Source organism: Mycolicibacterium smegmatis, assembly GCF_001457595.1.
Classification (GTDB): Bacteria; Actinomycetota; Actinomycetes; order Mycobacteriales; family Mycobacteriaceae; genus Mycobacterium; species Mycobacterium smegmatis.
In genome coordinates this window covers 3,408,228-3,428,298 of sequence record NZ_LN831039.1, presented here as the reverse complement: position 1 = coordinate 3,428,298, position 20,071 = coordinate 3,408,228, and the positions used below count along the sequence as shown (strand labels likewise).

The 20,071-nt window shown below is 66.4% G+C and carries 19 protein-coding genes; 7 read left to right on the top strand and 12 right to left on the bottom strand.

All coding sequences use genetic code 11. The features are described from left to right. Positions 1-7: 7 nt before the first annotated feature. From AT701_RS16440 to AT701_RS16410, 7 genes are all read left to right on the top strand, one after another. Entirely contained in the window at positions 8-1,078 is a 1,071-nt protein-coding gene (locus AT701_RS16440; protein WP_058126218.1) for an isocitrate/isopropylmalate dehydrogenase family protein, read from the top strand. Between the two features lie 60 nt (positions 1,079-1,138). Next, on the top strand, positions 1,139-1,588 hold the full coding sequence (locus tag AT701_RS16435; protein WP_223495588.1) for a MarR family winged helix-turn-helix transcriptional regulator: 450 nt from the start codon (positions 1,139-1,141) through the stop codon (positions 1,586-1,588). Positions 1,589-1,727: 139 nt separating this feature from the next. Next, positions 1,728-3,194, top strand: a complete 1,467-nt coding sequence (locus AT701_RS16430; protein ID WP_058127642.1) for an MFS transporter — start codon at positions 1,728-1,730, stop codon at positions 3,192-3,194. Positions 3,195-3,537: 343 nt separating this feature from the next. Continuing rightward, positions 3,538-4,659, top strand: a complete 1,122-nt coding sequence (locus tag AT701_RS16425) for an ABC transporter ATP-binding protein (RefSeq protein ID WP_058126217.1) — start codon at positions 3,538-3,540, stop codon at positions 4,657-4,659. A 66-nt stretch (positions 4,660-4,725) separates the two neighbouring features. Then, positions 4,726-5,919 (top strand): polyamine ABC transporter substrate-binding protein, encoded by a 1,194-nt coding sequence (locus AT701_RS16420; RefSeq protein WP_058126216.1) that lies wholly within the window; start codon positions 4,726-4,728, stop codon positions 5,917-5,919. A 3-nt stretch (positions 5,920-5,922) separates the two neighbouring features. Beyond that, positions 5,923-6,798, top strand: coding sequence for an ABC transporter permease (locus AT701_RS16415; RefSeq protein WP_014877628.1), 876 nt, complete (start codon positions 5,923-5,925; stop codon positions 6,796-6,798). Next, the gene (locus AT701_RS16410; RefSeq protein ID WP_003894682.1) at positions 6,795-7,643 is read left to right on the top strand and encodes an ABC transporter permease; all 849 of its coding nucleotides are present in this window, start codon (positions 6,795-6,797) and stop codon (positions 7,641-7,643) included. The genes AT701_RS16415 and AT701_RS16410 overlap by 4 nt, the downstream gene beginning before the upstream one ends. Here AT701_RS16410 and AT701_RS16405 read toward each other — a convergent pair. From AT701_RS16405 to AT701_RS16350, 12 genes are all read right to left on the bottom strand, one after another. Then, the gene (locus tag AT701_RS16405; RefSeq protein WP_058126215.1) at positions 7,640-7,987 is read right to left on the bottom strand and encodes a nitroreductase/quinone reductase family protein; all 348 of its coding nucleotides are present in this window, start codon (positions 7,985-7,987) and stop codon (positions 7,640-7,642) included. The genes AT701_RS16410 and AT701_RS16405 overlap by 4 nt on opposite strands. A gap of 39 nt (positions 7,988-8,026) precedes the next feature. Then, positions 8,027-8,911, bottom strand: coding sequence for an EamA family transporter (locus AT701_RS16400; protein ID WP_058126214.1), 885 nt, complete (start codon positions 8,909-8,911; stop codon positions 8,027-8,029). A gap of 284 nt (positions 8,912-9,195) precedes the next feature. Further along, complete coding sequence (locus AT701_RS16395; protein ID WP_003894679.1) at positions 9,196-9,822, bottom strand: RNA polymerase sigma factor; 627 nt, start codon at positions 9,820-9,822, stop codon at positions 9,196-9,198. 498 nt (positions 9,823-10,320) lie between these two features. Next, a complete protein-coding gene (locus tag AT701_RS16390; RefSeq protein WP_058126213.1) occupies positions 10,321-11,154 on the bottom strand; it encodes a MerR family transcriptional regulator in 834 nt (277 codons plus the stop codon). 78 nt (positions 11,155-11,232) lie between these two features. Beyond that, complete coding sequence (locus AT701_RS16385; protein WP_058127641.1) at positions 11,233-12,318, bottom strand: M42 family metallopeptidase; 1,086 nt, start codon at positions 12,316-12,318, stop codon at positions 11,233-11,235. Between the two features lie 51 nt (positions 12,319-12,369). Beyond that, a complete protein-coding gene (derI1, locus tag AT701_RS16380) occupies positions 12,370-12,831 on the bottom strand; it encodes a D-erythrulose 4-phosphate isomerase DerI1 (protein ID WP_011728942.1) in 462 nt (153 codons plus the stop codon). After that, the gene (derK, locus tag AT701_RS16375; protein ID WP_058126212.1) at positions 12,831-14,573 is read right to left on the bottom strand and encodes a D-erythrulose 4-kinase; all 1,743 of its coding nucleotides are present in this window, start codon (positions 14,571-14,573) and stop codon (positions 12,831-12,833) included. Before derK ends, derI1 begins: the two co-directional genes overlap by 1 nt. Next, positions 14,570-15,703, bottom strand: a complete 1,134-nt coding sequence (locus AT701_RS16370; RefSeq protein ID WP_058126211.1) for an ABC transporter ATP-binding protein — start codon at positions 15,701-15,703, stop codon at positions 14,570-14,572. The genes derK and AT701_RS16370 overlap by 4 nt, the downstream gene beginning before the upstream one ends. Next, complete coding sequence (locus tag AT701_RS16365) at positions 15,700-16,809, bottom strand: ABC transporter ATP-binding protein (RefSeq protein WP_058126210.1); 1,110 nt, start codon at positions 16,807-16,809, stop codon at positions 15,700-15,702. Before AT701_RS16365 ends, AT701_RS16370 begins: the two co-directional genes overlap by 4 nt. Continuing rightward, positions 16,809-17,681, bottom strand: a complete 873-nt coding sequence (locus AT701_RS16360; protein WP_058127640.1) for a carbohydrate ABC transporter permease — start codon at positions 17,679-17,681, stop codon at positions 16,809-16,811. Before AT701_RS16360 ends, AT701_RS16365 begins: the two co-directional genes overlap by 1 nt. A gap of 2 nt (positions 17,682-17,683) precedes the next feature. Next, entirely contained in the window at positions 17,684-18,637 is a 954-nt protein-coding gene (locus tag AT701_RS16355) for a carbohydrate ABC transporter permease (protein ID WP_003894671.1), read from the bottom strand. Positions 18,638-18,648: 11 nt separating this feature from the next. Continuing rightward, positions 18,649-20,028, bottom strand: coding sequence for an extracellular solute-binding protein (locus tag AT701_RS16350; RefSeq protein WP_372509656.1), 1,380 nt, complete (start codon positions 20,026-20,028; stop codon positions 18,649-18,651). Positions 20,029-20,071 lie beyond the last annotated feature (43 nt).

Sequence of the window (20,071 nt, the reverse complement as noted above, 5' to 3'; positions counted from 1 at the left end):
ACACGCGATGATCGAAATCGGCGTGCTGCGCGGCGACGGCATCGGACCGGAGATCGTCTCGGCCACAACACAAGTGGTCGAGCGAGCACTTGATGCCGCCGCGGTCGGCGTGCGGTGGGTTCCCCTGCCGTTCGGCCGCCAGGCGATCGACGAATTCGGGACGCCGGTGCCCGACGTCACCCTGGAGCGACTCGACGGCCTCACCGGCTGGATCATCGGCCCGCACGACAACGCCGGATACCCTGAGCAGTTCCGCGGTACGTTGTCGCCGGGCGGTGTGATCCGGAAGCGCTACAACCTGTTCGCGAACATCCGTCCGGCCCGCGCGCTGAGCACATCGGTGCGCGCGGTGTGTCCCGACATCGATGTCGTGATCGTCCGGGAGAACACCGAGGGTTTCTACGCGGATCGCAACATGTACGACGGCGCCGGGGAGTTCATGCCCACCGCGGATGTGGCACTCGCGGTCGCCGTCTTCACCCGCGCTGCAATCGAGCGCATCGCGCACGAGGCCTTCCGGATCGCCGCGACCCGCCGCCGCTCGGTGACCATCGCACACAAGACCAACGTGCTGACCAGGACCACCGGCCTGTTCCGCGACACCTGCATGGCCGTGGCCGATCAGTATCCCGACGTCGAGGTCCGTGGCGAGCACGTCGATGCGCTGGCTGCGCTGTTGGTCAGTCGGCCAACGCAATTCGATGTCATCGTCGCCGAGAACATGTTCGGCGACATCCTGTCGGACCTCACCGGGCAGTTGAGCGGATCACTGGGTATGGCACCGTCGCTCAACGCCTCGGACAGCAAGGCGATGGCGCAGGCGAGTCACGGGGCCGCGCCGGACATCGCCGGGCGGGACGTGGCCAACCCGGTCGCCATGATGCTCTCGGCGGCGATGTTGTTGCGGTGGCTGGGTGAGCGTGCCGGAAGCGGTCGCGCCCTGGTGGGGGCCGCGGACGCCGTCGAACACGCGGTGCGGCGCACGCTCGACGCCGGTCTCTCGACCCCGGACGTCGGCGGGTCGGCGGGCACGCGGGAATTCACCGACGGTGTCCTCACCGCGCTGCGGCCGACTTGACCGTCCGGCAGACGAAATCGCAAGCCTCATAGAGGTATTGATATGGGTAAAGTGGCACGCATGCCGCCTGGACGCGCCAGCGAATCCCGTGTGATCGCCGAGAACCTGAGCGTCGTGGTCTGGGCGCTGCGTCGGTACGGCGAACGGCAGTCCGGGCTGACACCGCTTCCCCAGTCCGAACTCGAGGTGCTCCGCACGATCGGGGACAACCCCGGATGCACGGTCTCGGAGGTGGCACGCATGCTGCAACTTCAGCCGAGCAACGTCAGCACCACCGTGCGCCATCTGATGACCCGCGATCTTGTGGTCCGCGAGGTCAACCCGGAGGACCGGCGCTCGGCGCGACTGCATCTGAGCGAGACCGCCGAACGGCACAAGCAGATGATCACCCAGGCATGGGTCACCGCTCTGGAGCGGGAACTCGGCACCATGACCGATCACGAGGTGGGCGTGCTCGTCGAGGCCGCGCCCCTGTTGCGGCGGCTCACCGCCATCGCCGACCTTCCCTGACCGGCATCGGTGGCCGCCCGAGTGGCCGGGTCCGAACTTCTCCACCGCTCGCCTGCGGATTCGCCGCCTGCACCCCACGCGGTTCATAATCGAGAAACACGAAGATGAGCTAACGATCGGAGCGGGTGTGGGCAAGGCCGTGAGTGAGACCGACCGGAGTCGGTCCGCCCGGGCCCCCCGCGACAGACGGCGCCCACCTGCCGTGCTGATCGGCGGACTGAGCCTGGTGGTCCTCACGGTCGCGGTCCTGCAGACCGCCGTCGTCCCGGTACTCGGTGTGATCGCGACGCAACTCCACGCCTCACCCGTCGCGGTCAGCTGGGCCGTCACCGCCAACCTGCTGGCCGCCGCGGCCGCGACACCGCTCATCGGGCGCCTCGCCGACCTCTACAGCAAGAAACTCGTTCTTCTGACGGTTCTGGTGATCGTCCTGATCGGATCGGTGCTCGCCGCGACCACCGCCTCGGTGGCGCTGTTGATCGTGGGCCGGATCCTGCAGGGCGCCTCGTATGCCCTCTATCCCATCTGCATCGCGATCCTGCGCGAGGAACTCGCCGAGGACCGGCTGGTGGGGGCCATGGCCGTGCTGTCGGGAACCCTGGGTTTCGGCGGCGGCGTGGGCCTGGTGGTCACCGGTCTGCTGATGTCCGGCGATGCGAACTACCACCGGGTCTTCTGGCTGACCACCGTGTTCACCGCCGTCGTCATCGTGGTGGCGGTGGCGGCGGTCCCCGCCCGCAAACCCATCCCGGACGGATCCATCGACTGGCTCGGCGCTGTGGGTCTGGCGGGTGGCCTGTCGGCGGTGCTCCTCGCCGTCACCCAGGGAAACGCATGGGGATGGACCTCGCCGGCGGCCATCGGGGTCCTCGCGGGCGGAGTCGCACTGCTGGTCGGTTGGTGGTTGTGGGAACGGCGTATCACGCACCCACTGGTGTCGACCCGCATGCTCGCGAAGCGACCCATCCTGCTGACCAACCTCGCGACGATTTTCGTCGGGATGGGCCTGTACTTCGCGTTCCTGGGCCTGACCCAGTTCGTGCAGATGCCGCCCGAGACCGCCGGGTACGGCTTCGGCGCCACCGTCCTGCAGGCGAGCATGATCTTCCTGCTGCCCGGCGCGCTGGCCGGGTTCCTCGTCGCACTGGTCAGCGGACGGTTCATCGACCGCTTCGGGGCCCGCAAGGTGCTGATGGTCGGTGCGTTCGTGGGTATCGCCGGGTTCCTGATGCTCTCCCTCGCACACCATCGCGCATGGCAGGTCATCGGCGCCGGCGTGCTGGCCAACGCCTACATCAGCCTCGGGTACGGGGCGCTGCCCGCGCTGGTCGTCAGCGAGGTCGACGCCGCCGAGACCGGGGTGGCGACCAGCGTGAACGCGATCGCCCGCACGATCGGCAGTTCCATCGCGGCCGCCGTCGTCGCCGTCCTGCTCGGACACAGCGCGATCCCCGCGGAATCGAGTTTCGTGACGATCTTCGTCGCGGGAGCGGCCACCGCCACGCTGGCAATGGCGCTCATCGCGATATCCCGGGTTCCCGACCGGCACCGCGAATCGAAGCAGAGGCTCGCCGAAAGCCGTGCCATGAACCACGAGTGGGGCTGACCTACTCAGCGGTTTCCGTCACTTCTGGCAACTTCGGCTGGAAAACTTGACGCACGCCGAGACGTCACGGCGCCCCGAAATCCGCAGGAGGCCCTCCTGCCGTGGATGTTGACGTCTGCCACAGCGGATTCGTGCGCTTCAAACCCTGCAAAACGAAGGAATCCATTGTAAAAATGTTAAATCGTTGCGGAATCGCTTGCGAACGTCGGCTGAATCCGCGAAGGTTTACCCACAGCCACTCCGGCTGCACCTGAGGAGGACCACGCTGACCGGGCAAGACACCACCGCCGCCGTCGATCACTCGGCGGGACAGAGCGGCGAACCACGTAAGAGTGGCGCACCCGTGATCGAGATCGACCACGTCACGAAGCGGTTCGCCGACTACGTGGCCGTGGCCGACGCCGACTTTTCCATCGCACAGGGCGAGTTCTTCTCGATGCTCGGCCCGTCTGGCTGCGGTAAGACCACGACACTGCGCATGATCGCCGGTTTCGAGAGCCCCACCGAGGGCGCGATCCGGCTCGAAGGGGTTGACGTCTCGCGGGTGCCGCCGCACAAGCGCAACGTCAACACCGTGTTCCAGCACTACGCCCTGTTCCCGCACATGACTGTGTGGGACAACGTCGCGTACGGACCACGAAGTGCCAAGAAGGACAAGGCGGAGATAAAGCGCAGCGTCGACGAGTTGCTCGAGATCGTCAAGCTCAGCGACTTCGCCAAGCGCAAGCCCGCGCAGCTGTCCGGTGGCCAGCAGCAGCGCGTCGCGCTCGCCCGCGCACTGGTCAACTACCCGAGCGCTCTCCTGCTCGACGAACCCCTCGGTGCGCTGGACCTCAAGCTGCGCCACGCGATGCAGTTCGAGCTCAAGCGGATCCAGCGCGAAGTCGGCATCACGTTCATCTACGTCACGCACGATCAGGAAGAGGCGCTCACCATGAGCGACCGGATCGCGGTGATGAACGCGGGCAACGTCGAGCAGATCGGCACCCCCACCGAGATCTACGACAAACCCGCCACGGTGTTCGTCGCGAACTTCATCGGCCAGGCGAATCTCTGGCCGGGCCGCCAGACCGAGCGCACCGCGGGCGACTACGTCGAAGTCGAGGTGCTCGGTACGAAGCTCAAGGCCAAGCCGGGTGACACCGCGATCGAAGCCGGCGGACATGCCACCCTGATGATCCGGCCCGAACGGGTCCGCGTCTCGATCGACGCGCCGACCGGCGACGTCGCCACGGTCCCCGCGACCGTCACCGACCTGACGTTCCAGGGACCGGTCGTGCGCCTGTCGCTCGCCGCACCCGACGACTCGACCATCGTCGCGCACGTGGGAGCCGAGCAGAACCTGCCCTTGCTGCGGCCAGGAGACCGGGTCCACGTCAGCTGGTCGCCCGACGCCTCGCGCGTGCTGCCGGCTGCCGACATCCCCACCACCGAAGACCTCGAGGACATGCTGGACGACTCGTAATCCCTGCCAGTCGCCGAAAACCCTTCCCTGAACGACGATCGCGCCCGATTCGAGAAAGGTCGCCCCATGCCGAACAACATCGATCCCCAGCTCTTCGCCCGTCTCACCGCCAACCGCACCTCCCGCCGCCGCTTCCTCGGCGGTGGCGCAGCAGCCGCCGCCGCACTTGCCCTCGGCCCCGCCGTACTGGCCGCCTGCGGCAGCGGCGGCAACGGTGGTTCCGAGGCAACGTCGGCTGCCCCCGATGACGGTTCGCCCGCGAGCGGCACCCTGCGGATCTCGAACTGGCCGCTGTACATGGCCGACGGTTTCGTCGCGGCGTTCCAGACCGCATCCGGTCTGACGGTCGACTACAAGGAAGACTTCAACGACAACGAGCAGTGGTTCGCAAAGGTCAAGGAAACGCTGTCGCGCAAGCAGGACATCGGCGCCGATCTCGTGGTGCCCACCGAGTTCATGGCGGCCCGGATCATGGGGCTGAACTGGCTCAACGAGATCAACGAATCTCGTGTGCCCAACAAGAAGAACCTGCGCGAGGATCTGCTGAACTCCAAGGTCGACCCGGGCCGCAAGTACACCGCGCCGTACATGACGGGCATGGTCGGCATCGCGTACAACCGTGCCGCGACCGGTCGCGACATCACCAAGATGGACGACCTTTTCGATCCGGCGTTCAAGGGACGCGTCAGCCTGTTCTCCGATGTCCAGGACGGCCTGGGCATGATCATGCAGTGGCAGGGCAACTCGGTCGAGGACCCGACCACCGAGGGCGTGCAGAAGGCCGCCGACTTCGTGCGCGAGCAGAAGGACAAGGGCCAGATCCGGCGGTTCACGGGCAACGACTACGCCGACGACCTCGCCGCGGGCAACATCGCCATCGCGCAGGCCTATTCGGGTGACGTCGTGCAGCTGCAGGCCGACAACCCCGACCTGCAGTTCGTGGTCCCCGAGTCCGGTGGTGACTGGTTCATCGACACCATGGTCATCCCCTACACCGCGCAGAACCAGAAGGCCGCCGAGGCCTGGATCGACTATGTGTACGACCGGCCCAACTACGCCAAGCTCGTCGCCTTCACGCAGTTCGTGCCGGTGCTGACCGACATGACCGACGAACTGGCGAAGATCGACCAGGCGCTGGCCGACAACCCGTTGATCAACCCGCCCGCCGAGATGGCCGCGAACCTGAAGTCGTGGGCTGCTCTGACCGACGAGCAGACCCAGGAGTTCAACACCATCTACGCCGAAGTGACCGGGGGCTGATCGGTGGCTGGCGTTGCCACCAGTAGCAGGCAACGGAGCAAGATCGCTCCGTACCTGATGATCCTGCCGGCGTTGGTCTACCTCGGAATCTTCTTCGTGGTGCCGTTCTTCACGTTGGCGCGCACCTCGTTGTCGTCGTCCGGTGGATCGATCTATCTGCCCACGCTGACGTTCGACTGGAACTTCGGCAACTATCTGCACGCCTTCAGCGCGTACCAGGACCAGATCCTGCGGTCGTTCGGCTACGCGTTCGTGGCCACGGTGTTGTGCGTGATCCTGGCATTCCCCCTGGCCTACGTGATCGCGTTCAAGGCGGGCCGGTTCAAGAACCTAATCCTGGGCCTGGTGATCCTGCCCTTCTTCGTGACGTTCCTGATCCGCACGATCGCCTGGAAAACCATTCTGGCCGACGACGGTTGGGTGGTCAGTGCGCTCGGCGCGATCGGTCTGCTGCCCGACGAGGGCCGGCTGCTGTCGACCCCGTGGGCGGTGATCGGTGGTCTGACCTACAACTGGATCATCTTCATGATCCTGCCGCTGTACGTGAGCCTGGAGAAGATCGACCCGCGTCTGATCGAGGCGTCGAAGGACCTGTACTCCTCGAACACCCGCAGCTTCACGAAAGTGATTCTGCCGCTGTCGATGCCGGGTGTTCTCGCGGGCAGCATGTTGGTGTTCATCCCCGCGGTCGGTGACTTCATCAACGCCGACTACCTGGGCAGTACACAGACCACGATGATCGGCAACGTGATCCAGAAACAGTTCCTGGTGGTCAAGGACTACCCGGCCGCCGCGGCCCTGAGCATGGTGCTGATGGCGATCATCCTGGTCGGAGTGCTGATGTACACGCGCGCCCTCGGTACGGAGGACCTGGTATGACCACGGCCGCAATGGCGGAGGCCACCGACGCCACCGCCGAACCCACAGTCGTCAAGGGCAACCGTCGCTGGGGCGATGCGGGTCTGCGCATCGTCGCGGGCCTGGTGCTGCTGTATCTGTTCCTGCCGATCTTCGTGATCGTGCTGTTCTCGTTCAACAAGCCGGCAGGCAAGTTCAACTACACGTGGCAGGGCTTCACGCTCGACAACTGGAAGGACCCGTTCAAGTACCCGGCGCTGACCGAGGCATTGAAGTTGAGCCTCAACGTCGCCGCCGTGTCGACCTCGATCGCACTCATCTTCGGCACGCTGGTCGCGATCGCGCTGGTGCGCCAGCGGTGGCGTGGTCAGCGTGCCGTCGACACGTTCCTGGTGCTGCCGCTGACCGCACCCGAGGTGGTGATGGGCGCCTCGCTGCTGACCTTGTTCCTCGATCTCAACTGGGCGGCCGGCTACTCCACGATCGTCATCGCGCACATCGCGTTCCAGATCAGCTTCATCGCCATGACCGTCCGGGCCCGGGTGCGCGGATTCGACTGGACGCTCGAGGATGCCTCGATGGATCTCGGCGCCAGCCCGACCCGCACTTTCTTCAGGGTGACGCTGCCGCTGATCGTTCCGGGCATCGTGGCCGCGGCGATGCTGTCGTTCGCGTTGTCGCTCGACGACTTCATCATCACGTACTTCGTCAGTGGATCGACCGTGACCTACCCGCTGTACGTCAACGCGGCGGTCAAGGCGGCTGTGCCGCCGCAGATCAACGTGCTGGCGACCGCGATCCTGGTGATCAGCCTGCTGCTGCTCGCGGCCGGAACGCTCTACCGCCGCAAGCGCATCGACGTCTAACGCGCATCGAGCTGGACGGTGACCGAAACCTTGCCTGCCTCGTCGCGATGCGCGACGGCGTGGCCGGTGCGGTCGGCTCCGTCCAGCCCGACCAGCGTGATGGAGCTTCCCTCGCCCAGGAAATTGCGCCACCACGTCTTGCGGTCCGGCATCTCGACGCGGATCACCACGCGGTCGTCGCCCACCTTCCGATAGCCCACCGGGGTCTCGAACGTCTGACCCGAGCGCCGTCCGGTGTACCGGATGACGATCATGCCGCGGCGCACCAGGGATCCGAGAACGGGGACGCGGGTGAGCCGGGACGCGACGCCGTTGACCGCTCGGACGAACATCAGATCGTTCATGGGACGGGCCATGTTCGGAGGGTATCCGCGGACGCGCGATCAACCAACCTCGACCGGTACGGGCGCATCCCGTGCGCCCGTGCGCGCTGCCCCGATGCCGGCCGCGACGACACAGGCCATCCCCAGCACGCCGGCGGGTCCGGGCACCTGGCTGAGGATGACGAGGCCGACCACCATCGCGAACGCGGGTTCCAGGCTCATCAGGGTGCCGAACGCGCCCGCGTTCAACCGTCGCAGCGCGAGCATCTCGAGCGCGAACGGGATGACGGGTAACAGGATCGCGAGACCGATGCCGATGAACAGGATCTCGGGAGTCATGCGGCCGAACACCGACGGTCCGACCACGACCGTCGAGACGACACCGGCGACCGGCATCGACACCGCCAGGCCGTTGATCCCGGCGACCTCGTCGCCCACCCGCTGGGTGAGCAGGATGTAGCACGCCCAGCAGACGGCGGCGGCCAACGCGTACAGCACACCGATCGGATCGACATTGCCCGTCCACGGCTGGGTCAGCAGCAGAACGCCGGCGCCGGCCAGACCCGGCCACACCACTCGGTTGAGTCCCCTGCCGTGGATCACCGCGACGGAGAGTGGGCCGAGGAACTCGAGGGCCGCCGCGGTTCCGAGCGGGATGCGGGACAACGCCGCCATGAACAGCATCGTGACGCCCGCGGTGACCACGCCCAGCACCACGCACGCACCGAATGCCGACCTGCTGAACGCCGACGGCCTGGGCCGCACGATGACCAGCATCAGGATTCCCGCCCACGCCAGGCGCAGCCAGGCCGCACCCTCGGCGCCGATCTCGTCGATCAACGACACCGCGACTGCGAGACCGATCTGCACGCAGGCCATGGAGCCCATGGCCATCAGCGCGCCGGAGCGTGCGGGAGTGGAAGTCACCTCTGCATTGAATGCCATGCCAACTGTTCATGTCCACGTGATTTTCATGCACATAACGTTCGATGATCTTGAACATTGTTGGCCGCATGACATCACCGAAGCTCGGCACCGCACCGCATGCCCACGGTTCCCGTTTGTGTCCGAGGCGCACCGTGCTCAGCAGACCGCGACGATTGCGGTGGCCGCCAGTGCGGTGAGGAGAACGAGCGTGATCCAGATCGATCGAATCGCCTTGCGACGCAGAGCCTTCCCATCCGGGAGTGGGGGGTGGGCCGGCCTCTGACGGGCGGGTTCGCCGCTTCTCATGTGGATGCCTCCGCCACCAGGTGGCCGTTGGCCACAAGAAATGCCCGGATCTTGCGCCGCGCATCGAAGACGGCCTTGTACACCGCGTTTCGGCTGATACCGAGACGCGCGGCCAGGACATCGAGGGGATCGCCATCGATCACCGCCCCGATGAACAGTTGTCGTTGCCGCTCGGTGAGCACCACCCAGATGGCACGCCGCACCGCGGCGATGGCATCTCGTGCTTCGACATGGTGGCTGGGCTCGGTGGCGAAACCCACCGACAGTGCCTGCCACTGCTCGGCGTGGACATCGAGCGCAAGGGCACGGTTGTGCACACGCCAGCGCTTGAGCTTGTTCAGCACCTCGAACACGACGAACTTGTACACCCAGGTGGTGAACCGGCTCTCGCCGCGGTAGGTGCCCAATTTGGCGAGAATCGCCAGCAACGCGTCGGCCGCAGCCTGATGCGCCATGTCGTCGAATTCCACACCCACAGGCGGTGCGCTGCGACGGTTGATCTCGTGACGGGCGATCTTCAGGAGCATGGCGTGGAGTTCCTCGACCGCAACGCGATACGACTGACCACGCCGGGCGCGCAGGCCGACCAGCCACTCCGCCGAACTGCGGTCCCACGCGGACATGTCAGACACCGCCGCCTCCCCCGTCCCTCGCGGCCCCGCGGACGTCAGCCATGTGATCCTTCTTCTCCGAACGTGATGTTGATATGCAATATATTGCGAACCGAGCAACTTTATTCCCGTCGTGCCGGCAGACCTCCACCGTTCGCACGTCGCCGCAGCGGCTCGTCAGGCCCCAGACGAGCAGTAAGACCGCACAAAGCAGCGACACACATGTTCTGAACGCACGCCAGAAGAAAACGACTCCTGACAATGCCTCCGCTTCACCAGATCAACCTCATGAGGGAGATTCGTTGTCGGCGTCGCCGGTCGCCCCGCACCTCGAGTGCGGGGGCGTGCGCCATGAGGCGTACAGAGGCCACGGAAATTGCTCGCCCGACGACCTGGTCCACGAACCGTCTCGTTTCGCAAACGAAGTCGACGACGAGAACTTCAACCTCATCCTCCGGTGGCCTTGGCTCACCGGCGTGTGCGTGATCGACGCTTTCGGTCTGAGCCGGCTCACGGATCCGGCGGCTGGGAAGGGCTGGTCGCCAGGATCGGCCAGCCGATCTCCGTCGCCGTGAAGGCCACGATGTTCGACGCCGGGGCACCGACGTAGCGCTCGCGGATCGGCCCCTGGTGGCTGATCAGATGGTCGTACACGTACGCACCCAGTTCGCCGTAGCTGCGGTCGATACCGGCCTGCGATCCAGGGTGCATGAGCACCGCGAGCTCCTGCGCGGGAACAGTCTGGGCCTGCACGGTCGGCGGCACCGGAACCGTATGTGGGACAGGCACGTACAGGGTGGCAACCCCGCTCTCACCAGCGAACAGCTCGCGGTCGTACACACCGCCCATGGCCCCGTCGATGCGCACGCCCGAGTCGCTCAGGGCACGTTGGAGTGTGTCGACGCTCGCGGCGAACCACGCGCCGATCTGCGAGCTGTGGACCTCCGCACTCACCGCCCAGACCTCGGTCGCGGGCTGGTGACGCACCTCGATGTGCGCGGGCACCCGCACCGGGTCGAGCAGCTCACGCAGCTCGGTGACGGCATCCCTGGTCTGCGCCAACTGTTCTTCCATACGGCGCAGATGCGCGGCGATGATCTCGTTGCGCGTCGCGCCGTCGCCGGCAGCCAGCAGTGCCTTGATGTCCGGGATGGGCATGTCGAGTTCGCGAAATCGCCGGATGATGCGCGCGTGGTCGACCTGGCACGTGTCGTAGAAGCGATATCCGGTGTGGGCATCTATGTGGGCCGGTACGAGGACACCCATCTCGTGGTAGTGCCGCAGCGCCTTCCTGCTCAGGTGTGTCATCACCGCGAAGTCGCCGATCGAGACACGCCCAGCCATGGTGACCTCCGCTCAAGCCGGTGCTGCAGTGCACATCATCGTGCACATTTCCCCAGCGGCAAGGTCAACCGGCAGGGTTCACCGTCGGGTTCGATCATCCGCCAGGAACTCGACGAGAACATCGGCCATGGCCCGGACCGCGGTGCGCGCGATCACCTCGTAACCGTGCGTGCTGAGCGTCGGCATGCACAGCAGGCCCGCACGCGGCGACTGTCCGTTGCTCTTCGCATGTGACGCATCCGATTCGAAGGCGCCGAGAACGGCCGGCTGCGGGTCCAGTCCGAGCTTCTCGCCGATCTGCACCAGCCTGTCGGCGACGTCCTTGTCATAGACGCACTGGGCGTCGCTGTAGGCGACGACGGGTCCGCCGCCGACACGCGTGCCGTACTCCTGCTCGGTCGGCCCGACCTCCAACGCCAGCGTGAGATCACCGGGCAGGGTGCGGCTCGCATAGGAACCACCCGACCCGCCGATCTCCTCGTTGGTGGTGAACACGAAATAGGTGTCGCCGGGCGGCCGGTGGTCGCGGCCGTGCAGGAGCCGTGCGGTCTGCAGCAATGCCGTGACCACAGCTCGGTCGTCCATGAAATAACACCCGAGGTAGTCCCCCACCTCGACCAGCGTCCGTTTGCTGCGGTCGATACACACCCTGGTCCCGATCCCGATACCGGCATCGCGCAACTCGTCCGGCGTGCGGCCGGTGAAGACGTACACGTCGGGCCAGTCGAGCGCCTTGTCGCCCTGGTCCGGTTTGGTCGCCCAGATCCGCGGGCTCTCAGCTGTGGTGTGCTCGGATCCGAGAGCCAGTACACCGCACAGGGTTTCACGCTCGCCCAGCATCGCCACGGGCCCGAGGCCGAAGTTCGCCGGGTACATGGTGCCCAGCGGCGTGAGCGCCAGCGTGCCATCAGGCTCGACGCGTTTGACCAGCATGGCGAGTTCGTCAATGTGCGCCATGACCCGTGTCGGCGGGAGGTGGTCCGCGCTCTCGGGTGCCCCGCGGAGCAGCCCTACCAGGTTGCCCGCGGCATCGGTCCACAGCCCGTCGACGTACGGTTCGAGTTCGCGACGGCACACCGCGCGTACCGCATCCTCCTGTCCGCATGGGCCGTACGCGGACAACAGTTCCTGCAGGAGTGCCCGGGGGAATCCGTCGTCAGCCATCGGGAACGGGTTTCCGAAGTCGTCGGTCGGCAAACGTCGGGCGCACCGGGACTAGCTCGTGGCCGGTTCGTACCCGCAGATCGCCTGGACCTTCTCCGCCGACTTGCTGGTCGGGTCGAACTCGTAGCCGAGCCACTCGCGCGCCAGGCGGCGTGCGAGCTCCAGGCCCACGACCCGCTGCCCGAAGCACAGCACCTGCGCGTTGTTGGACAGCACCGAGCGCTCGACGGAGAAGCTGTCGTGGGCGGTGACCGCGCGGATGCCGGGCACCTTGTTGGCGCTGATCGCCACCCCGAGACCGGTACCGCACACCAATAACGCGCGATCGGCCTTGCCTTCGGCGATCAGACGTGCGGCCGCGACCGCGACATGCGGGTAGGCGGTGTCCTCGTCAGCGCCGACGCCGACGTCGATCACCTCGGTGACGCGGTCGTCCGCGGCGAGGTCGCCCTTGAGTGCTTCCTTGTACTCGTAGCCGGCGTCATCCGCGCCGACGACGACCCGTAGTGCCATCAGTTCTCTCCTTGGGTACTCAGGGTCACGCAGTCGGCCACGGTTCGCGCGCACAATGCCAGCGAGGTGGCACCGGCGTCCGGCGTGCCGACGCTGCGTTCGGCCAGCGGGCGGGCCCGTCCGACCTTCGGGCGTAGATCCGCCGTTGCGCGGGCCGCCTCGGTCGCGACGTCGGCCGCTGCCCGCCACGCCGACTGCCATGATTCATCCTGTGCCACACGGCGTTCCAGCTCCTCGGTGAACGGCAGCATGGCGTCGAGCATGGTCTTGTCGCCGGGTGCGGCACCGCCGAGCCGGATCAGGGCGTCGTACGCGTCGCGGACACCTGCCGCGATGACCGACGAATCGGGACGGCCGGTGTCACCGAGGCGTGCACCCAGTGCGGTGAGCAGGGCGCCCCACAGCACACCGGAGGTGCCACCTGCCTTGGCGGCCCAGGCCTTTCCGGCCGCGGTCAGCACCGAACCCTGGCCCGCGCCTTCGGCGAGCGCCGAGGCCGCGGCCTCACGTGCGGCCGAAGAGCCCTTGACCATGCCGCGACCATGGTCGCCGTCACCGGCGACCGCGTCGATACGTCCGAGTTCCTCCTCGGCGTCGGCGAGCGCCTCGGCCATCGCATCGAAGGCGCGCGCCACCAGACGGGCGCCGGCGCGTCCGTCCTCGTCGGACAGTTCGGCGAGCTTCGGACCACTTGACGCGGACCGGGCGGTCGCCTCGGACCGCCGCTCGCCCGAGACGTGTTGCTGCGCAGCACCCTTCTTGTAGGCGGGTGTGTCAGCCGGTGCGGCCCAGTAGCGTTCGAGTTCCTCGTCGAGCCACATCACGGTCAGCGAACAGCCGGCCATGTCGAGGCTGGTCACCAGTTCGCCCACCTCGGGTTCGACGATCGTGTACCCACGGTCGCGCAACAACCGGGACACCTCGCCCCAGACCACGAACAGCTCTTCGTACTTGGTGCGGCCCAGACCGTTGAGAATCACCGCGATCCGCTTCTCGGGCGCGTCCGGGCGGTCACCGAGAACGCCGTCGACCAGGGTCGCGGCGAGACCGGCGGCCGTCGGCATCTTCTCCTCGGACACACCCGGTTCGCCGTGGATGCCGAGACCGAGGCCCATATGACCTTCCGGCACGGTGAACAGCGGATGGTCCGCGCCTGGCAGGGTGCAACCGTCGAACGCCACACCGAGCGTGCGGGTCGCGGCGTTGGCGGCCTCGGCCACCCGGACCACACCGGCGAGGTCGAGCCCCTCCTCGGCAGCCGCGCTCGCGCACTTGAACACCGTGAAATCCCCTGCGATACCGCGACGTTTGGCCTCCTGGCCGCGCTCGGCGCTGGCCACGTCGTCGGTGACGGCGAAGTACTGCGCCTCGATGCCCTCGCTGCGCAGCTGGTCCACGGCCAGGTTGAAGTTCATGACGTCACCGGCGTAGTTGCCCGTCGTGAGAAGCACACCGGCGTCGGAGTGCGCGGCCCGCGCCACCGAGGCGGCCTCTTCCGCCGACGGCGAGGTGAAGATGTTGCCGACGACCGCGCCGTCGGCGAAGCCGGCGCCCACCGTGCCGCAGAACGCCGGGTAGTGACCCGATCCCCCGCCGATCACGACGGCCACCTTGCCCGGACGCGTCGTCTGTGCACGCACCACACCGCCGGGAACGCCCACGACGTAACGGGAATTGGCGTCGAGGAAGCCGACGAGCATGTCCTCGGTGAACCGGGCCGGATCGTTGAACAACTTGGTCATCGCAACCGCTCCCCTGACTCGACGTCGAACAGATAGACACGCTCGGGCGGTGCCGTCACGACCACCTGCTGCTCGGGTTCGTAGCTCTCCAGCGCGGGTGTCTGCACCACGATGCCCTCCTCGACACCGGCGACAGTGCTGGTGGCCAGACCGAACTCCAGAAGGTGCTCGAAGTAGGCGACCGTCGCGCTGACGCCTCCGGTGGCGTCGGCCGGGCGCAGCGCACAGTCCTGGGGCCGGATGCCCACGCTGACCGACGTGCCGTCGGCGACACCGGTCACGGTGGTGGGCAGAGTACCTGCGCGCGAACCGATCTCGACATGTGCGCGGCCACTCTTGACGCGCACTGTTCCACGCACCACGTTGATCTGCGGTTCACCGACGAACTGCGCGACGAACAGGTTCGCCGGGTCGTCGAACACCTCATCGGGTGTGCCGAACTGTTGCACCACACCGGCATCCATGACCGCGAGCCGGTCGGCGAGCGACAGTGCCTCCACCTGGTCGTGCGTGACGACGATGGTGGTGTAGCCGAACTCGCGCTGAAGCACCTTCAACTCCCGCCGCACGCGCTGGCGCGCCGACGCGTCGAGGTGGCTCAACGGCTCGTCGAGCAGCAGCACCGGTGGGTTGCGCACCAGTGCCCTGGCGAGCGCCACGCGCTGCTTCTGACCGCTGGACAGGCCGGCCGGACGCAGCTCGAGCATGTCGTCCATCTCCAGGCGACGACTGATCGCGGCGACCATCTCCTCGGCACCTTTGACCTTGCGGGCCTTGAGGCCGTACAGCAGGTTCTCGCGCACGGACATCGGCGGGTAGAGCGCGTAGCTCTCGAAGCCGACACCGACACCGCGCTTGGCGGCGGGCAATTGGGACACCTCGCGGTCGCCTATCTTGATCGAGCCGCTGGTCACGGTCTCCAACCCGGCGATCATGCGCAGCGTGGTGGTCTTGCCACAGCCGGACGGGCCCAGCAGCGCCACGAGTTCACCCGGCCGGATGTCGAGGTCGATGCCCTTGACCGCGGTGAAGCTCTCCCGGCCGCGCGACGAGTACGTCTTGACCAGTTTGCTCAGCGTCAGGCTCTGGGCGGTCCCGGCCTGGGCGGGTGCCGCAACGGTGGATGTCACTTGGCTGCCTCCAATGCGGAATCGGCCTGCTCGAGGCGCGGTGTGTCGCCGTCGCCCGCGGCGAACACGTGAATGTCACTGTCGGCGATCGACATCGACACCTCGTCACCCTCGCCGACACCGTGGCGCCCTGAGGTCAGCACGATCAGCTGGGTGCCGCCGATGGTGACGGTGAGTTCGATGTTGCGGCCGAGACGCTCGGCGAGCAGCACGCGGCCCCTCAGGTCGCCTGCCTCGGACGTGACGTGCAGATCGCACGGACGCAGGCCGACACGGACCCGGTCGCCACGCTGCGCGGCCACCCCGGCGGGCACCGCGACGTCGAACGTGCCGTCACCGACCCGGATCCGGCCGTCGTCGACGACACCGTCGAGCAGGTTGATCTCGGGCTGGCCGAGCGCCTTGGCGACGAAGGTGTCCGCCGGCTTGCGCCAGATCTCCTCCGGTGTCCCGATCTGCACGAGCCTGCCGTCACGCATGACCGCGATGCGGTCGCCCAGGGCGAGCGCCTCCTGGTAGTCGTGCGTGACGTAGATGGTGGTGGTGTTGCTCATCGCGCCGAGTTGCTTGAGTTCGGCACGCATGGCCGCGCGCAGCTTGGCGTCGAGATGGCTCAGCGGCTCGTCGAGCAGGTAGATGTCCGCAGGCCGCACCAGCACCCGGCCCAGCGCCACACGCTGACGCTGCCCGTTGGAGAGCTCGCGGGGAAACCGCTTCTGCAGGTGGTTGATCCCCAGCGTGGTGGTGACCTGGTCGATGCGCTCGGCGCGCTGGGCCTCCGTGTACTGGCCGGTGCGGCCGGACTTCAGCGGCGACGCGAGGTTCTCGGCCACGGTCTTCTGCGGGTAGAGCGCATAGCTCTCGAAGGCCATGGCGACGTTGCGATGGTACGGCTCGACGCGGGTGACGTCGGTGCCACCGATGTGGATGGCACCGGCGTCGATGTCGACCAGACCGGCGACTGATTTCAGCGTCGTGGTCTTGCCTGCACCGCTGGGGCCGAGGATCACGAAGAACTCGCCGTCGGCGATGTCGACCGTGAGATCGTCGACCGCTTTGGTCTTGCCGAACGACTTGTGCACGCCGGCAATGGAAACTGTTGCCATCAGGCCTTCACCGCCCCGAACGACAGGCCGCGCACCAGGTACCGCTGGATGGTCAGAGCCAGGACCAGCGGAGGGAGCGCGGCGATGATGGCGGCCGCGGCGGTCAGGTTGTAGTACGCCTGGCCACCGCCACCGAGGAATTTGGTGATCGCGACGGTCACCGTGCCGGCATTGCTGTCGGCGAGGATGAGCGGGAACACGTAGTTGTTCCACGCGAAGATGAACGCCAGCAGCGCGGCCGCGGCGATACCCGGCCGCACGATCGGCAGCGCCACCATGAGGAATGCGCGCCGCCGGGTGTAGCCGTCGAGCAGTGCCGCCTGCTCGAGATCCTCGGGCAGATCCTGGAAGTAGGACCGCAGGATCCACACCACGAGCGGCATGGTGACCAGTTGCAGCACCCAGATCATGCCGACCTTGGTGTCGAACAGCCCGATCTGGTTGTAGATCACGAACAGCGGCACGATCACCATAAGTTCCGGGGCGAACCGGAACGACAGCATCGTGAACATCAGGTCGTTGGAGCCCTTGTACTGCCAGCGTCCTGCCGCGTACGCCGCCGGGATGCCGATGAGCAGCGAGACGATCACCGCGCCACCGCAGTTCAGCAGGCTGGTCAGCAGCGACGCCTTGAAGTCGACGCTCGTCATCTCGGTGCCCTTGTCGGTCAGCACCGTGGCGAAGTTCTCCCACGTCGGGCTGAACGCGAAGTACGTCGTGGTCTGCTCCTCGGCGTTCTTCAGTGCCAGCATCAGCATCCAGAAGATCGGGAACAGCGAGAAGACGAACCAGAACACCAGTCCCACATCGGCGGCCACCGATCCGATGGACCACCGCTTCTGGCCCGGCAGCAATTCGGTTCTGTTGAACATGGTCACGACTCCGCCCCGGCAGCACGGCGCTGCGCCTTGCCAAGCACGCTCACCAGATAGCGCGCGGTGATGAACACGATGACCCACAGCAGCAGCATGTAGGTGCTGCCACGGGAGTAATCCAGGTTGATAATCGAGTCCTCGAAGGCACCGATCTGCAACGTGCGGGTGGCGACACCAGGTCCGCCCGCGGTCAGCACGTAGATGTGGTCGAACACCTTGAGGTTGTCCATGAACCGGAAGATCACGGCGACCAGGATGTAGGGCCACAGCATCGGCAGCATGAGCTTGCGGAACATGTAGAACCAGCTCGCACCGTCGACCTCGGACGCCTCGAACGGCTCCTTGGGCAGCGACCGGATGCCCGCGAGAACCAGGATCGCGACGAACGGCGTGAAGATCCACAGGTCCACCAGGATCACCGACCACAGTGCGTTGGTCGAGGACAGCCAGTCGAATGTGTTGCCCAGCCCGAGAACGTGATTGAGGATCCCGAACTGCGGGTTGAACATCAGCTTCCAGATCACGCCCGCGATCACCGGGGCGATCATCAGCGGGAGGATCAGCACCTTCTCGAAGATCTTGCCGATCAGCGACGAGCGGTTGAGCAACAGTGCCAAACCGACGCCGATCACGGTCTCGATCACCGTGGCGAGAACCGCGAAGATCGCGGTGACCTTGACGCTCTGCCAGAAGATCTGGTCACCGAGAACGGACTTGAAGTTCTCGAACCACACGAAGTGCGGATCCGGGTTCACTGCCGCATAGTTGAGGAATGCGTAGTAGGCGCCGACCGCGAACGGGTACAGGATGCCGATGACGATCAGGACCGCGGGCACCGACAGGATGTAGGGCCGCAGCTTGCGCCGCCATGACGGCACCTCGGGCGGCCGGCCCGAGGTGCCCCGGTCGACCGACTCCGCGGCGGGAGCGGGTTGGGATGTCTGCAATGTCATGTCGCCCGCTCCTACAGGTTGACCTTGGAGGTGTTGGTCTTCGCGAGACTGCGCAAGCGCGAGGCCGCGTCGTCACCGCCGTAGATGTCCTGCAGCGCCACCGCCCAGTCCTTGGTGGTGTCGAAGAACTTCTTCTGCGGCGTGAACTGGATCTTGGACGACCCGATCACGGTCTCGAACGTCTCGAGGTAACCGTGCTGGTCGGCGGCGATCCGCTTGAACGTGGTGTCGAACACCGACTGCCGCACGGGATCTGCGTAGATTCCGCCCTCGACGGCCTTGTTCATCGATTCCTTGCCGGTGGCCCACTGGATGAACAACCAGGCGGGCAACTTGTTGCGGGAGTTGGCGTTCATCGCCCACGTCCACGTCCACAGGTTGGTCTTGTAGTTGCCGTCGGGACCGGCCGGTCCCGGGTACCACCCGAGGTTGCCCGCCTGCGCGCTGGCGCCGGGCTTGTTCTTGGGGTAGGTGGCGCTGTCGGCGTCGTAGACCATCATCGCCGTGCCGTCGCCGAGATCGCCCGTGGCGTTCGGGTAGTCGTACGTGGTCCACGACGTCGGGCCGGCCTTGTGCTGCATCTCGATCCACTTGCGCGTGAACTCGACGGCCTTGTCGCTGTCCATCTCGGCCACCAGGTCGGTGCCGTCGAAGGTGTAGTCGACAGCGCCTTCACGGACGTACTGCGTCATGAATCCGGGGTGGATGGTCGCCCACGACTTCGATCCGCGCGTCGCGATGCCGTACCGGTTCTCCGACCGGTCGGTGAGATCGATGGCCAGCTGGATGAAGTCGTCGAAGTTGTCCGGCAGCTTCGTGATCCCGCGCTGGTCGAAGTACGCCTTGTTGTAGGCGACGACGTTGTTCTCGAATCCCCACGGGATCGCCCACTGCCCACCGGTACCCAGCGGGTTGCCGAGTTCGAAGTCCCACCGGGTGGAGGTGCGCAGACCTTCGAAGATGTCCTCGAAGTCGTACTCGGCGTTGGTCGCGGAGCTGTTCTGCAGCCACGGGTTGAGGTCCTCGATCCACCCGGGCGGGCCGTACTGCCAGATGAAGTAGGCGCCCAGCATGAATGCGTCGTGCTTACCGGTGCCGCCCGCCAGCTCGGTGTTGAGCTTGGTGAAGTAGTCCGCCTCGGGGACCAGGTCGACGTTGACGTTGATCCCGGTCAGCTCGGTGAACTCCTTGAGCAGCGGCTGATACGACTGCTGGTAGGGGTGCGGGGTCTGCAGGATGTTGATGGTCGACCCGGATGCCTTCTTCCAGTCGAAGCCGCCGGTGACCTCCGACGCCCCGTTGGGGGCGTTGGTACGGCCACCGACGCCGCAGGCCGACAGGACCGGCAGGCTCACGGCCGCCGCGCCGGCCAGGCCCATGGCCGCCAGCATGTTGCGCCTCGACAACTGCCGGTGCAGTCCGGGCTGAGATTCT